The sequence below is a fragment of the Amycolatopsis sp. FU40 genome, from assembly GCF_021903635.1.
Classification (GTDB): domain Bacteria; phylum Actinomycetota; class Actinomycetes; order Mycobacteriales; family Pseudonocardiaceae; genus Amycolatopsis; species Amycolatopsis dendrobii.
Genome location: NZ_CP091381.1, coordinates 7,048,474 through 7,061,275 on the forward strand (window position 1 = coordinate 7,048,474; position 12,802 = coordinate 7,061,275).

16 protein-coding genes are annotated in these 12,802 nt (G+C 68.8%); 8 read left to right on the forward strand and 8 right to left on the reverse strand.

All coding sequences use genetic code 11. From position 1 onward, the window contains the following. Nucleotides 1-171: 171 nt before the first annotated feature. Nucleotides 172-690: an inorganic diphosphatase gene (locus L3Q65_RS33110; RefSeq protein WP_037369183.1), complete on the forward strand. Its 519-nt coding sequence runs from the start codon at nucleotides 172-174 to the stop codon at nucleotides 688-690. Between the two features lie 57 nt (nucleotides 691-747). Here the strand turns inward: L3Q65_RS33110 and L3Q65_RS33115 are convergent, their stop codons facing one another. Beyond that, nucleotides 748-2,397, reverse strand: coding sequence for an MDR family MFS transporter (locus L3Q65_RS33115; protein ID WP_182895802.1), 1,650 nt, complete (start codon nucleotides 2,395-2,397; stop codon nucleotides 748-750). A 205-nt stretch (nucleotides 2,398-2,602) separates the two neighbouring features. Here L3Q65_RS33115 and L3Q65_RS33120 point away from each other — a divergent pair, with 205 nt between their 5' ends. Together L3Q65_RS33120 and L3Q65_RS33125 are read left to right on the forward strand one after the other, a co-directional pair. Continuing rightward, nucleotides 2,603-3,010: a YciI family protein gene (locus L3Q65_RS33120; RefSeq protein WP_182895803.1), complete on the forward strand. Its 408-nt coding sequence runs from the start codon at nucleotides 2,603-2,605 to the stop codon at nucleotides 3,008-3,010. Next, nucleotides 3,007-4,143 carry an RNA polymerase sigma factor gene (locus L3Q65_RS33125; RefSeq protein ID WP_182895804.1) on the forward strand — a complete coding sequence of 379 codons (1,137 nt, stop codon included), beginning with the start codon at nucleotides 3,007-3,009 and terminating at the stop codon, nucleotides 4,141-4,143. The genes L3Q65_RS33120 and L3Q65_RS33125 overlap by 4 nt, the downstream gene beginning before the upstream one ends. Nucleotides 4,144-4,183: 40 nt before the next feature. Here the strand turns inward: L3Q65_RS33125 and glyA are convergent, their stop codons facing one another. The 3 genes from glyA to L3Q65_RS33140 all read right to left on the reverse strand — a co-directional run bounded on the left by glyA (nucleotide 4,184) and on the right by L3Q65_RS33140 (nucleotide 6,734). Beyond that, a complete protein-coding gene (glyA, locus tag L3Q65_RS33130; RefSeq protein WP_182895805.1) occupies nucleotides 4,184-5,452 on the reverse strand; it encodes a serine hydroxymethyltransferase in 1,269 nt (422 codons plus the stop codon). Between the two features lie 156 nt (nucleotides 5,453-5,608). After that, complete coding sequence (locus tag L3Q65_RS33135; protein ID WP_182895806.1) at nucleotides 5,609-6,127, reverse strand: gamma carbonic anhydrase family protein; 519 nt, start codon at nucleotides 6,125-6,127, stop codon at nucleotides 5,609-5,611. Between the two features lie 19 nt (nucleotides 6,128-6,146). Next, complete coding sequence (locus L3Q65_RS33140) at nucleotides 6,147-6,734, reverse strand: TetR/AcrR family transcriptional regulator (RefSeq protein WP_182895807.1); 588 nt, start codon at nucleotides 6,732-6,734, stop codon at nucleotides 6,147-6,149. A gap of 122 nt (nucleotides 6,735-6,856) precedes the next feature. Here L3Q65_RS33140 and L3Q65_RS33145 point away from each other — a divergent pair, with 122 nt between their 5' ends. Next, the gene (locus L3Q65_RS33145) at nucleotides 6,857-7,315 is read left to right on the forward strand and encodes a GreA/GreB family elongation factor (protein WP_037808306.1); all 459 of its coding nucleotides are present in this window, start codon (nucleotides 6,857-6,859) and stop codon (nucleotides 7,313-7,315) included. A gap of 47 nt (nucleotides 7,316-7,362) precedes the next feature. Here the strand turns inward: L3Q65_RS33145 and L3Q65_RS33150 are convergent, their stop codons facing one another. The 3 genes from L3Q65_RS33150 to L3Q65_RS33160 form a co-directional block, all read right to left on the reverse strand. Beyond that, entirely contained in the window at nucleotides 7,363-7,809 is a 447-nt protein-coding gene (locus L3Q65_RS33150) for a hypothetical protein (RefSeq protein ID WP_237597491.1), read from the reverse strand. Between the two features lie 103 nt (nucleotides 7,810-7,912). After that, nucleotides 7,913-8,248: a helix-turn-helix transcriptional regulator gene (locus L3Q65_RS33155; RefSeq protein ID WP_182895809.1), complete on the reverse strand. Its 336-nt coding sequence runs from the start codon at nucleotides 8,246-8,248 to the stop codon at nucleotides 7,913-7,915. Beyond that, a complete protein-coding gene (locus tag L3Q65_RS33160; RefSeq protein WP_237597492.1) occupies nucleotides 8,238-8,669 on the reverse strand; it encodes an SRPBCC domain-containing protein in 432 nt (143 codons plus the stop codon). Before L3Q65_RS33160 ends, L3Q65_RS33155 begins: the two co-directional genes overlap by 11 nt. A 110-nt stretch (nucleotides 8,670-8,779) precedes the next feature. Between L3Q65_RS33160 and L3Q65_RS33165 the strand changes: the two genes are divergently transcribed. Continuing rightward, on the forward strand, nucleotides 8,780-9,247 hold the full coding sequence (locus L3Q65_RS33165; RefSeq protein WP_237597493.1) for an SRPBCC domain-containing protein: 468 nt from the start codon (nucleotides 8,780-8,782) through the stop codon (nucleotides 9,245-9,247). Between the two features lie 5 nt (nucleotides 9,248-9,252). Here the strand turns inward: L3Q65_RS33165 and L3Q65_RS33170 are convergent, their stop codons facing one another. After that, nucleotides 9,253-9,954, reverse strand: a complete 702-nt coding sequence (locus tag L3Q65_RS33170) for an SDR family oxidoreductase (RefSeq protein ID WP_182895811.1) — start codon at nucleotides 9,952-9,954, stop codon at nucleotides 9,253-9,255. A gap of 87 nt (nucleotides 9,955-10,041) precedes the next feature. Between L3Q65_RS33170 and L3Q65_RS33175 the strand changes: the two genes are divergently transcribed. From L3Q65_RS33175 to L3Q65_RS33185, 3 genes are read left to right on the forward strand one after another with little or no spacing between them, the layout of a single operon-like run. Continuing rightward, on the forward strand, nucleotides 10,042-10,626 hold the full coding sequence (locus L3Q65_RS33175) for a TetR/AcrR family transcriptional regulator (protein ID WP_182895812.1): 585 nt from the start codon (nucleotides 10,042-10,044) through the stop codon (nucleotides 10,624-10,626). A 37-nt stretch (nucleotides 10,627-10,663) separates the two neighbouring features. Then, the gene (locus L3Q65_RS33180; protein WP_237597494.1) at nucleotides 10,664-11,548 is read left to right on the forward strand and encodes a hypothetical protein; all 885 of its coding nucleotides are present in this window, start codon (nucleotides 10,664-10,666) and stop codon (nucleotides 11,546-11,548) included. A gap of 53 nt (nucleotides 11,549-11,601) precedes the next feature. Continuing rightward, on the forward strand, nucleotides 11,602-12,654 hold the full coding sequence (locus tag L3Q65_RS33185; RefSeq protein WP_237597495.1) for an alpha/beta hydrolase fold domain-containing protein: 1,053 nt from the start codon (nucleotides 11,602-11,604) through the stop codon (nucleotides 12,652-12,654). The last annotated feature ends 148 nt before the right edge of the window (nucleotides 12,655-12,802 follow it).

A 12,802-nucleotide genomic window follows, 5' to 3' on the forward strand; every position in this document is an offset into this window, starting at 1 on the left:
CACCACTCCTTCTCACCCGCCCCCGGAGGGGCCAAGGTCACATGCCGTCTGGCCGACATCGGCGCGACCGGCCGACGGGGCGTAGTCCACACTAGTGACGTCAACGAGGTCATTAGGTTGCCGCCCACGAGCGCGTGGGACACCGAGATTCAAGAAGCAGCGAGGACGGCCGTGGAATTCGACGTCACGATCGAAATCCCCAAGGGGGAGCGCAACAAGTACGAGGTCGACCACAAGACCGGTCGGATCAAGCTCGACCGGACCCTGTTCACCGCGACCCAGTACCCGGCCGACTACGGCTTCATCGACGACACGCTCGGCCAGGACGGCGACCCGCTCGACGTGCTCGTGCTCGTCCAGGAGCCGACGTTCCCCGGCTGCCTGATCCGCTGCCGCGCGATCGGCATGTTCCGGATGACCGACGAGAAGGGCCCGGACGACAAGGTCCTCGCCGTCCCGACGAACGACCCGCGCCTTGAGCACCTGCGCGACATCCACCACCTGAACGAGTTCCACAAGCTCGAGATCCAGCACTTCTTCGAGGTCTACAAGGACCTCGAGCCGGGCAAGAGCGTCGAGGGCTCGTCCTGGGTGAGCCGCGCCGACGCCGAGTCGGAGATCGCCCGTTCGTACGAGCGCGAGAAGGACCGCCTCGCCAAGGAAGAGATCAACGGCGAAGAGCACCACTGACGCACGCGAAAAGGGGCCGTCCACCTGCCTGGTGGACGGCCCCTTTTTACTGCCCGCTCAGCCCGCGAGGGCCAGTTCGCCCGCTTCCTGCTCGGCGCGCTGCTCCATGGCCGACTTGTCCGAGAGCGGCTTCTCCCGCAGCAGCCAGACCAGCGCGAACCCGACGGTCAGCACCGCGCCGCCGATCAGGAACACCGTGCTCATCGAGCTGGAGAACCCTTCGAGGATCGGCCGGGCGAGCACCGGGTCGAGCGTCGACAGGAACGAGGTGTCGTTCACGTCGAGCCCGCCGCTCGCCATCTGCCGGGCGAACTCCGGGTGCTGCGCGAGCGCCGCGGTGTAGGCCGGGGAGGCCATCGCCGAGCGGACCGCCGCCGCGATCCGGTCGCCGACCGTGCTGAACAGGATCGACAGGAACACCGCGGTGCCCGCCGTGCCGCCGATCTGCCGGAAGAACGTGACCGACGAGGTCGCGACGCCGATGTCGCGGGGCGTGACGTCGTTCGTGGCGGCAAGGGTCAGCGTCTGCATGGTCGAGCCGAGGCCGAGACCGAGGACGAACGCGATGGCCATGACCACGCCGAGCGCGGTGTCCACCCCGATCATCGAGAACGCGTACACCGCCGCGGCCATCAGGCCGAGTCCGGCGACCGCGAAGCCCTTGTACCGGCCGGTCCTGGTGATGATCCGGCCGCTGCCGAGGCTCGCGACCATGATCCCGAGGGTGAGCGGCAGCATCTGCAACCCGGCCTGGGTCGGCGTCGCGCCCTTGACGATCTGCAGGTACAGCGGCAGCGACATCATCGCGCCGAACATCCCGATGCCCTGGATCACGGTGACCAGCGTCGACACCCGGAACACCCCGCTGCGGAACAGCCGCAGCGGCAGCAGCGCGGCGTCGCCCATCCGGCGTTCCTGCCAGACGAACAGGGCCACGCCGAGCGCGCCGACCAGGTACATCGCCAGCGACGCGGGCGAACCCCATCCCCATTCGCGGCCCTGCTCGGCGACGAGCAGCAGCGGCACGAGGCCGACCGTCAGCGCGCCCGCTCCGAGGAAGTCGACCTTCTGGTCGACGCGGGTGTGCGGGAGGTTCAGCACCTTGCTCACGACGACCAGCGCGGCGAGCGCGATCGGGACGTTCACCATGAACACCCAGCGCCAGCCGGTGAGGCCGGCGAACGAGTCGAGTCCGGCGAAGAACCCGCCGACGACCGGGCCCGCGACGCTCGAGACGCCGAACACGGCCATGAAGTAGCCCTGGTAGCGGCTGCGTTCCCGCGGCGAGGTGATGTCGGTGATGATCGCCAGCGCGAGCGACATCAGTCCGCCGGCGCCGAGGCCCTGGAACGCGCGGAACGCGGCCAGTTCGTACATCGATCCGGCCATCGCGCTCGCCAGCGAACCGGCGAGGAACAGCGAGATCGCGGTCAGGTACATCGGCTTGCGGCCGAAGAGGTCGGACAGCTTGCCGTACAGCGGCGTGGAAAGCGTCGCGGTGATCAGGTAGGCGGTGGTGGCCCAGGCCTGGAGGCTCTGTCCGTGCAGTTCGTCGGCGATGGTCTTCATCGCCGAGGACACGATGGTCTGGTCGAGGGCCGCCAGGAACATGCCGAGCATCAGTCCGGACAGAACCGTGAGGATCTGCCGGTGTGAAAGCCGTCCGTTCGTGGTGGCGCCCCCTTCCGCAGTGGCGGTGTCGCTCATGGTGGTCTCCCTCAGTGCCGTACTAGTTGCTTGTATCTCTCAACTACTTGCTCGCCACAACTGTTCCCGAAAAGCTTGCATTCATCAACCAAATATCGTGTGACGCTAATCTCTCGCCGGGCGATGTCGAGAACGGGCGGACGGCTCCGTCCCTGGCGCGAACGTGGCCGGCAAGGAGCCGCCACCAGCACGAAGGAGAACCACGATGGCCAAGTACCTGCTGCTCAAGCACTACCGCGGCGCGCCGGCTTCGGTGAACGACGTCCCGATGGACCAGTGGACGCCCGAGGAGGTCACCGCCCACATCCAGTACATGCGCGACTTCGCGGACCGGCTCGTGGAGACCGGCGAGTTCGTCAGCGAGCAGGCCCTGTCCTCGGAAGGCACCTGGGTCCGCTTCGACGGCGAGGGCCGCCCGCCGGTCACCGACGGCCCGTTCGCCGAGACCAAGGACGTCATCGCGGGCTGGATGATCATCGACGTCGACAGCTACGAGCGCGCGCTCGAACTGGCCGGAGAGCTCTCCGCTGCTCCCGGCGCGGGCGGCAAGCCGATCCACGAATGGCTCGAACTGCGCCCCTGCTACGGCGTGACTCCCTCGGTGACCGAGTGAACGAGGAGTTGCTGCGGGAGCTCGTGCCCGCGGTGATCGGCATCCTCGTCCGGCGCGGAGCGGACTTCGCGTCGGCCGAGGATGCCGTGCAGGAAGCGCTGATCCGCGCATTGGACGCGTGGCGGGACGACCCGCCGCGCGACCCGAAGGCGTGGCTCATCGCGGCCGCGTGGCGCCGGTTCCTCGACGCCACGCGGTCGGAATCCTCGCGCCGGGGCCGGGAAGTGGCGATGGACGCCGAGCCGCGACCCGGTCCGGCGTCCGCAGTGGACGATTCGCTCCAGCTCTACTTCCTGTGCGCGCACCCGTCTTTGACGCCGTCGTCAGCCGTCGCGCTCACCCTGCGCGCGGTCGGCGGGCTGACCACGAAGCAGATCGCGCAGGCGTATCTGGTGCCGGAAGCGACGATGGCGCAACGGATCAGCCGCGCGAAGAAGACGGTGTCCACCGTGCGCTTCGACGCGCCCGGCGACGTCGCGACCGTGCTGCGCGTGCTGTATCTGGTGTTCAACGAGGGCTACTCCGGCGAACTCGACCTCGCCGCCGAGGCCATCCGGCTGACCCGGCAGCTCGCGGCGGGATTCGACCATCCGGAAGTGGCCGGTCTGCTCGCGTTGATGCTGCTGCACCACGCCCGCCGGGCCGCGCGAACGAAGCCGGACGGCAGCCTCGTGCCGCTCGCCGAACAGGACCGCGGTGTTTGGGACACCCGGCTGATCGCCGAGGGCGTCGACATCCTCCAGGCGGCACTGGCCCGCGACCAGCTCGGCGAGTACCAGGCCCAAGCCGCGATCGCCGCGCTGCACGCCGACGCTCTCGCGGCGGAGGAAACCGACTGGGTGCAGATCGTCGAGTGGTACGACGAACTCCTCGCGCTGACCGACAGCCCGATCGTCCGGCTCAACCGGGCGGTCGCGGTCGGCGAGGCGGACGGGCCTCGGGCCGGGCTGAAGGCGCTGGCGGAACTGGACGAGAAGCTGCCGCGGTATCGCGCGGTGGCGGCTTATCTGCACGAACGCGACGGGGATCTGGCGACCGCCGCGCGGCTGTACCGCGAAGCGGCGGAGAAAGCACCCAATGCGGCCGAGCGCGATCACTTGATCAGGCAGGCAGCGCGGCTTAACAACTCGTGAGTGGCGATCACGGTTAGAACCGTGATCGCCACTCACGACCTCACTCGCTGTAGCCCGGGATCGGGAACGGCTGCAGGAACTCGCGGATCTCCGCGGCGATCGTGTCCAGCGCGCCGTCCTGCTGCGCGGCCGCGGCGGTCACCGTCCGGTCGATCCAGTCCGCGACCTGCACCTGGTGCTCCGGCTTGAGCCCGCGGGTGGTGATCGCCGACGTGCCCAGCCGGATGCCGGACGGGTCGAACGGCTTGCGCGGGTCGAACGGCACGGTGTTGTAGTTCAGCTCGATGCCCGCGCGGTCCAGCGCCTGCGCGGCGGGCTTGCCAGGCACCGCCTTGTTCGTCAGGTCGATCAGCAGCAGATGGTTGTCCGTGCCACCGGAGACGAGGTCGTACCCGCGCTCGACCAGCGCTTCGGCCAGCGCCTTCGCGTTCGCGACGATGGTGTGCGCGTACTCGGAGAACGACGGCTGCTGCGCCTCCCCCAGCGCGACCGCGATGGCGGCCGTCGTGTGGTTGTGCGGGCCGCCCTGCAGACCGGGGAACACCGCCTTGTCGACGGCCTTCGCGTGCTCGGCGTCGGAAAGGATCATCGCGCCGCGCGGACCGCGCAGCGTCTTGTGCGTGGTCGTGGTGATGACCTGCGCGTGGCCGACCGGCGACGGGTGCGCGCCGCCCGCGATCAGGCCGGCGATGTGCGCGATGTCGGCGACCAGCACGGCGTCGACCTCGCGGGCGATCTCGGCGAACGCCGGGAAGTCGATGGTGCGCGGGATGGCGGTGCCGCCCGCGAAGATCAGCTTCGGCCGGTGCTGGCGGGCGAGATCGCGGACCTGGTCGAGGTCGACGCGGCCGGTTTCCTTCCGGACGCCGTAGCGGACCGGCGTGAACCACTTGCCGGTCGCGGACACGCTCCAGCCGTGCGTGAGGTGGCCGCCGTCGGGCAGCGCCATGCCGAGCACGGTGTCGCCCGGCTTGGCGAACGCCAGGTACACCGCGAGGTTGGCCGGGGAACCGGAGTACGGCTGGACGTTCGCGTGGTCGGCGCCGAAGACGGCCTTCGCGCGCTCGATCGCCACCTGCTCGACCTGGTCGATGAACTGCTGGCCCTCGTAGTAGCGCTTGCCGGCGTAGCCCTCGGAGTACTTGTTGGTGAGCACGCTGCCGGTGGCTTCGAGCACCGCCTGCGAAACGTAGTTCTCGGACGCGATCAGGCGGATCTTGTCGTGCTGGCGTTTCGCCTCGTCCTCGACCAGACCGGCGATCTGCGGGTCCGCCGCGGACAGTGCGGACAGGGCGGGCTGGTGTGTCATGGCGTACTCCGGCTCTGCAGTGGCCCGCACCCAGGCGCGCGGTGCCGGCCTCGTCGTCGCTCCCCGGTGGTGCTCCACCTCTTGAATGGCGCCAGTCGCTGCTGCGGGACGAAGTTTAGTGCACCGCGCCAGCCCCGTCCGGTCCGCGGGAAGCGCTCAGACCTGCTCCAGACCGCCGCGGTGCCGCCGGGCGAGTTCCTGGTAGACCGCCGCGTTGTGGTCGACCCACACGCGAGCGGAATCGGTGAGCTCCACGAACTTCTTCGCCGGGCTGCCCATCGCGATCGTCTCCGCCGGGACCTCGGTGCCCGGTGTGACCGTCGACCCCGCGGCGACGAACGCGCGCGGTCCGATCACCGCGCGGTCGAGCACCGTGGAACCGTTGCCGATCAACGCCTGTTCGCCCACCGTGCAGTCGTGCACGAGGCACTGGTGCCCGACGGTGACGTTGCGGCCGACCTCGGTCATCTCGGGTCCGGAGTGGATCACCGAATTGTCCTGGATGTTCGCGCCCTCGCGGATGACGATCGGGCCGAAGTCCGCGCGGATCACCGCGCCGTACCAGACCGAAGCGTCCTTCTCGACGGTCACGTTGCCGATCAGGGTGGCGGTGGGGGCGATCCAGGCGTCCGGGTGGACCTGCGGGCTGACGCCGTCCAAGGAGAACAAAGGCATGCCAGGAGCCTAAGCGGCGTCAGCGATACCCGGCGAAGCAGAGCGCCTCGATGTCGCCGCGGAGGCTTGCGGACGACCTCGGCCGGACGCGTTGCTGCACCACCGCGCCGAGCAGATAGCTCAGCAGCGAACGGGCGCGGGCGCGCGGATCGTCGACGTCGAGCGGGCCGAGGAGTTCGACGAGCAGTTCGGTGATCGAGGTGAGCATGGCGTCGATCGCCTGCGGATGCTGCGCGCGGCCGGCCGCGATCCAGTACTCGAACCAGAGGAACGCACCGCGCGGGTGGTCGGCGAATTCGGCAAGGTAGGCCTCGGTGACCGCGAAAAGCCGTTTGCGCGGGTCGGAGTGCTTGTCCGCGACCTTGCGCAATTCCGCGGCGAAAGTGTTGATGTGCGCGGCCATCGCCCGGTCGATGAGCACGTCGATGTCGGCGAAGTAGTAGTGGATCGCGCTCTTGGTGAGCGGTCCGGCCTCGGCGATCGCGCGTACCGTGCAGCCGGCGAGCCCTTCGCGGGCGAGGACCTTGCGAGCCGCTTCGACGATCAGTTCCTGTTTCTGCAACTGGTTGGGCGACAGCTGGGTGCTGCGACCGGGTACGGCGCTCACGGTGATCCTCGTTACGTTTGTCAGGACGGCAGCCCTGAATCCTAGGCCAGTCGTCCCAACGTCTTCCGGCGGGTGAAAAACCGGATTGGCCACCCCGGTCCGCGCAGCGGACAATGCCCGGCATGGTGATCTCAGGGGACAAGGGGCTCAGCGAGGCGGCACGCCGTCAGCTGGAGAAGGAAATCGCGGATCTGCGCGCGCAACGCGAGGCGCTATCGCCGCAGCCGGGCGAGCAGGAACGCACGGGGGACGCCGCCGACCAGGCGGACGTGATCGACCGCGCCGAGGCAGCGGCGCGACTGGACCGGCAGATCGCCGACGTCACCGCGAAGCTGGAGCACGGCGCGTACGACAGCTCGCTGCTTCCCGACGGCACGCGGGTTTCGCTGCGTTTTTCCGACGGTGACGAGGAAGAGTTCACTGTGGTGACCCTTCCCGGCGAGGACGCGGACGCGATCACCTCGGACAGCCCGCTCGGCCTCGCGCTGGCCAACGCGAAGGCAGGCGAGGAAATCAGCTACCGCACCCCGCGCGGGCAAGCCACCGCGACGGTGCTGAAGCTGACCCCGCCCGCCAACTGACCACAGAGGACAGACAGTGGCCGCCCCGGTTTCCGGGGCGGCCACTGTTATTTGTCGGCGTTGGCCACCGTTTCGACCTGATAGGCGAACACGCCGTCGGTCTCGACCGCGACGTGCCAGCCGTCGCAGTCCTTGTCCATCCGCTTGTGCTCGCCCGCCGGCCACCAGTCCGCGGCGAGCGTCGGAGCCTTCGCCTCGGCCTTTCCCGGCTTGCACAACTCGGGCAGGTCCGACGGACCTGGCTGATAGCGCAGAATCCGTTCCGAACCGGTGGTGCGGATCAGTTCGGTGACCGATTTCGCGTCGTCGGGCACCCACGACGGGAGCCGGGCGTCCGCGTTGGCTTTGCCCTGCTTTCCGTTGTCGTAGGAAACCGCCTTCACGTGGCCGTTCGACTTCTCCTCGATCGAGGCACCGAGGCCGCACGACGCGACCGTGGCCAGAGCCGCGATCCCGGTCGCGGCCAGTACCGCCTTGTTCCGCACGCTGTTCATGGCTTCCAGTCAACCGAGACTGGTATGCCCCGCCCTCGTTCCTCCGGCCCTTTGCGGCTGGCCAGTCGGCCGACTCCGTCCCTCAGATGAGTGAAATCGCGGGTCATTCTTCGCGGTCGAGATGAGCCCGCAGCGCGGCGAGCGGACCGTCCCAGTCCCGCGCGAGCGCGGCGAGGAACTGCTGCGCGACGCGCATCGGCGCGGAATCGAGCCGGTACCGCACCCGGCGGCGTTCTCCGGGTTCCGCGGCGACCAGCCCGGCGTCGGACAGCAGGCCGAGGTGCTTGGCGATCGCCTGCCGCGTGATCGGGAGCCGCGCCGCCAGATCCGTCGCCGTCGCCGGACCGCGCGCGGCCAGCTCGGCGAGGATCGCACGCCGGGTCGGATCGGCGAGCGCGGAGAAAACCTGCTCGGCGACCGCTTCGGAGTCAGCTGCCATCGAGATTGGCCGCCAGCTCGTCCAGTTCGCGCGCCCAGCCTTCGACGTGCGAACGGTAGGTCGCCGGGTACTGGCTGTCCGGCAGCTGCGCGAACCCGGATTCGACGACGGTGAGCTGGGTCCCGCCGCCGTCTGCCCGCAGCGTGAACTCGACATACGTGCGGCGCGGGTCGTCCTCCGGCATCCCGTCGACCTGCCAGGTGAAGCCGAACACCGCCGGCTCCCCGACGCGCTCGACCCGGATCTCGGCACTGCGGTCGCCGATCCACGCGACGCGGCCGAGCCCGCCCGGACGCAGGTCGATCTCGGCCTCGTCGCCGAACCAGGCGCTCAGGCCGTCCGCCGTGGTCAGCGCCGTCCACACCGCCGCGGGCGGCTGCGCCAGCTCGACCGTCCGCTCGATGCGGTCGGGAAACCCCATGTCGTGCTCCTTCCGGGCCGAGCCTAGGCAACCACACCCCATTGACGCAACCGGTCGGTTGCCATAGTGTCGCAACCGACTAGTTGCATTATCTCGCGAAAGGAAGTCCGATGAACTCCTTCACCACCGAACTGACCGTTGATCGCACCCCCGAGGAGGTCTTCGCCGCGGTCACCGACGTCCGCGGCTGGTTCAGCAAGACGATCACCGGCACTGCGACCGCGGTCGGTGACGCGTTTTCTTTTGTGGACAAGGGAATCCCGTCGACCCAGATCCGCGTCACGGAACTCGTGCCCGGCCGTCGCGTCGCCTGGCACGTCGAGGACGCGTACGTCGCCTTCGTCGACCAGCACGACGAATGGACCGGCACCCGGATGAGCTTCGACATCTCGCCGGGCCCGACCGGAACGACGCTGCGCTTCACGCACCACGGCCTCACTCCGGACCAGGCTTGCTACCGCGAGTGCTCGCGGGGCTGGACGAACTGCGTCAACACGAGCTTGCACGCGCTGCTGACGACTGGCGTCGGCGAGCCGATCCCGGAATCCGCTGCCCCGGAAGGACATCTGGCCGAGTAATTCCCTTACGGAAGCTGAAGATCGGAAGTGTCGCGCTTGGCGTGCAGCTCCCACAGCGCCTCCGCGATATCGGCCGGATCGATCTCCGGAAACTCCGAATTGGGTGCGATCGCACCCGACAGCAGTGCGGCGTGGACGCCGCTGCCGCGGATCATGGCTCCGATTTGGAGCGTCGCCGCGTGCACCCCGTCGGGCGCGATTTCGGCCGCCAGACTCTGGATGTAGTTACGGGTCGCGGCCATCGCCGGGCCGATGCCGCTGAGGACAGGCGCGGGCTGAGTGGCCGAGACGCTCTGGCTGATCAAAATGCTGCCCTCGCCGCGGGCGCGCAGTTCCCCCGCCACGGCCTGGACCAAGGCGATCGGGGTGAGGAAATACAGGTCGAGCAGCCGCTGCGCGGTCGTGGTCGTCAGCTCGGCAGCGGGCGTGAATCCGTTCAGATCCAAAGGCGCGTACGACACCACGTCGATCCGCGCGAAGCGGTTCCGGATCGCGTCGACCAGCGCCGGAATCTCCGCCGGACGCGCCAGATCCGCTGGAAACGCCGCGGCTTCGACGCCTTCCGCGCCCAGCTGATCAGCCAGCGCGGCAAGCCGTTCGTGGTTGCGCGCGACAAGCGCGACCCGAAATCCCGCACCGCCGAAGCGCCGGGCGATCGCGGGACCAAGGCCGGTGCCGGCACCGAGGAGAACGAGGGTCTTGGCCACGGAACCTCCGTAAGTTGATGTCGGCCTCAACTTTGGCGCCAAGTTGAGGACGTTGTCAACTTCCTCCCGCGGACCTACGATGACCTGGTGAAAACGGAGGGGAAGCCCACGCTGCGCCGAGACGCCCGCCGCAACCAGGAGCGGCTTCTCACCGCGGCGGCGGAAGCCTTCCGGGAGAAGGGTTTGACGGTGCCGCTGGAGGAGATCGCGCAGCGGGCGGGCGTCAGCGCCGGAACCCTCTACAACCGCTTCGGCGGGCGGGAAGCGCTGATCGACGCGGTGATGCCGGAACTGGTCGCCGAGCGGATGGACGAGGCGATGCGCCGGGCGGAGGCGGTCGACGATCCGTGGGAATCGTTCGTCACCTACGTGACCGTCCTGTGCGAACAGCAAGCCGACGACCCCGCGTTCCGGGACGCGATCAGCAGGCAACTCCAGGACGCGCCTGAACTGACCGCGCGCTGCACGGCCGAACTCGCCAAATCGGTCCGGCTGCTCGAACGCGCGCAACAGTCCGGGACGCTGCGCCCGGATGTCACGTCCGACGATCTGATGCTGCTGATCTTCACGAACGCGCTGATCGTGCGCGAGACCGTCGAGGCAACCCCGGACGCGTGGCGGCGCACGCTGTCGTTCAGCCTCGCCGGACTGCGCGCCGGTTGTGGTAGTTAGGACGCATGCGAAGATCCTTTTCCCTGGCGGAATTCTCATGAACGATGACGTTTCCCAGAACCTCGTCGTCTTCCGGATCAAAGGTCTCCCCGAACCAGTGCTGGCGAGCGCGCCCACCCAGGCCGAGGACGCGGTCGAGCAGGCGTGGGCGAGCATCCGGCAGCAGCACAAGGTGCGCGGGTCCGCGGTTTTGGCCGTGTACAGCGAATGGCAGCCTTCCGCGGCGGACCAGAAATTCATGGCCAAGAATTTCCGGAAGGCCGAATGCACTTACAGCTTCGCCCGGCCAGGTCCCGGTGAATGGGACCGTGCCTTCGCCGAAGCCCGCACCGCAATGGCCGAAGCCGAGCAACGGAAAAGCGCCGAGGAGATTCTGCCGGTCCTCTGGAGCGCGTCCTCGCCACGCGCCGGGCTGCTCGACGCACTCCCGCATCGCCCACTCGTGCCCGGCAAGTTGTCGGTCGCGCTCGCGGTGGTGTCGCGGACGCCCGAGGGCAAAATCGGGATGCACCACATCACCCGGCATCAGCAGGAGGAAATGGGTGCACCGCTCGAGAAACTGCTCGACGTCGGGTTCAGCAGCCTGGTCCGCGGGCTGAAGTTCGAGGTCCGCAGTTCGGGCGAGGACGTACTGGTCTCGCTCGCCAGAGAAAACCAGCTGGCGGCGTCCGCACTCGCGCTGCCCGATCTGCACGCCCAACTGACGCCGCATCTCGGAACGGGAGACTTGATCGTCGGTCTGCCCTGCCCGGACGAGATGTACGTCGCGAGGGAGGGCTCCGGTTTGGCGGACACCGTCCGGGAGCAGGTGCTCAGTTCGCCGTACGAGACGACGGAACTGGTCCCGTCCGTGTTGCGGCTCGGGTCCGGCGGGTTGGAATTGCTCGCCGAACGAAGCGGTTCTGCCGAAAGTCGGGGGTAACGCGGGCCGGACGGGCAATGTGCGGCGGGCGGCCGGTCGACACGCTGTCCAGCATGCTCAGATTTCGGTTTCTTACCGTCGTGGCGGTGTTGTTGCTAGGGCTGGCCGCCCCAGCGTCGGCCGCCGAGCCCGCCGCACTGCTCAGCCCGGAAGGCAAGTATCCGCTCGGATTGCGCACCCTCCACCTGACCGACACCAGCCGGGCTGACCCCTGGGTACCGTCCGAACGCCGCGAACTCATGGTTTCCCTGTGGTATCCCGCGTTCCCGATTGGCGAGCGGGCCCAGTACCTGACCGCCGCCGAGTCCGCGGCGACGGTCAAGGGCCTCGGGCTGGACCTTCCGGCGGACGCAGTGCAACGGGTCGGCGTGCATGCGCGGAAGGACGCGCCCGCACTGCCGTCCGCCGGCCGTGGCTGGCCACTCGTGCTGCTCTCCCCCGGCGCGGGCAACAGCCGCACGACGCTCACGACGTTGGCCGAGAACCTGGCCGCCAACGGGTTCGTCGTCGCGGCGGTCGACCACGCTTACGAGGCGTACAACGTCGAGTTCCCGGGCAGCCGGCTGGTGCAGTGCATCGCGTGTCAGGCCCCTGGCGAACCGTGGCCCGCGGCGATGGAGGACCGGGCGAAGGACATTTCGTTCGTGGTGGACACGGTGCTCGGGCAACGCTCGCCGCGGATCGACCGGGCTCGCGTCGGCATGGCCGGGCACTCCGCGGGCGGCGGGGCGACCGCGTTCACGATGGCCGCGGACCGGCGGGTCAAGGCGGGCGTCTCCCTGGACGGACCGCTCTCCCGGCCGGTCGCCCTGGACCGCCCGTTCGCGCTGCTCACCAGTCCGATCGGGGAACAGCAGTTCGGCGCGGGCTGGGACGCGGGCTGGCCGGCACTGACCGGCTGGAAGGAACGCAGGCACCTGCCGCGGACCGGGCACTCGTCGTCGACCGACAACGGCTATCTCACGGTCCTGCTCAACCAGAAGGACAAGGTGCCGCCCGCCACGTGGCAACGGCAGTACGGCAGCGGGGACGCGACCGCGTCGCTCGAGTTCTTCCGTGACTACCTGACCGCGTTCTTCCAGGCACGGCTCAGCCGGATGAACTAGTGCTTGGCCGGGCGTCACGGCGAGAAACCAGGATCCTCCCCGGACGGGTGAACCTGTGGAGGTTCCTTCTTCCCCCGGCCAGGCGTCCTGGTCACCCACTTAGCCACCCGCCACACGAGTCAGGCCCCATCCGAAGTGTCTCGGATGG

Coding starts and splice junctions, on each gene's coding strand:
- L3Q65_RS33160 (WP_237597492.1), bottom strand. CDS start 8,669: ATGGGGTTTCCCGACCGCATCGAGCGGACGGTCGAGCTGGCGCAGCCG.
- L3Q65_RS33180 (WP_237597494.1), top strand. CDS start 10,664: ATGAACGATGACGTTTCCCAGAACCTCGTCGTCTTCCGGATCAAAGGT.
- L3Q65_RS33145 (WP_037808306.1), top strand. CDS start 6,857: ATGGTGATCTCAGGGGACAAGGGGCTCAGCGAGGCGGCACGCCGTCAG.
- L3Q65_RS33135 (WP_182895806.1), bottom strand. CDS start 6,127: ATGCCTTTGTTCTCCTTGGACGGCGTCAGCCCGCAGGTCCACCCGGAC.
- L3Q65_RS33165 (WP_237597493.1), top strand. CDS start 8,780: ATGAACTCCTTCACCACCGAACTGACCGTTGATCGCACCCCCGAGGAG.
- L3Q65_RS33155 (WP_182895809.1), bottom strand. CDS start 8,248: ATGGCAGCTGACTCCGAAGCGGTCGCCGAGCAGGTTTTCTCCGCGCTC.
- L3Q65_RS33150 (WP_237597491.1), bottom strand. CDS start 7,809: ATGAACAGCGTGCGGAACAAGGCGGTACTGGCCGCGACCGGGATCGCG.
- glyA (WP_182895805.1), bottom strand. CDS start 5,452: ATGACACACCAGCCCGCCCTGTCCGCACTGTCCGCGGCGGACCCGCAG.
- L3Q65_RS33185 (WP_237597495.1), top strand. CDS start 11,602: ATGCTCAGATTTCGGTTTCTTACCGTCGTGGCGGTGTTGTTGCTAGGG.
- L3Q65_RS33120 (WP_182895803.1), top strand. CDS start 2,603: ATGGCCAAGTACCTGCTGCTCAAGCACTACCGCGGCGCGCCGGCTTCG.
- L3Q65_RS33115 (WP_182895802.1), bottom strand. CDS start 2,397: ATGAGCGACACCGCCACTGCGGAAGGGGGCGCCACCACGAACGGACGG.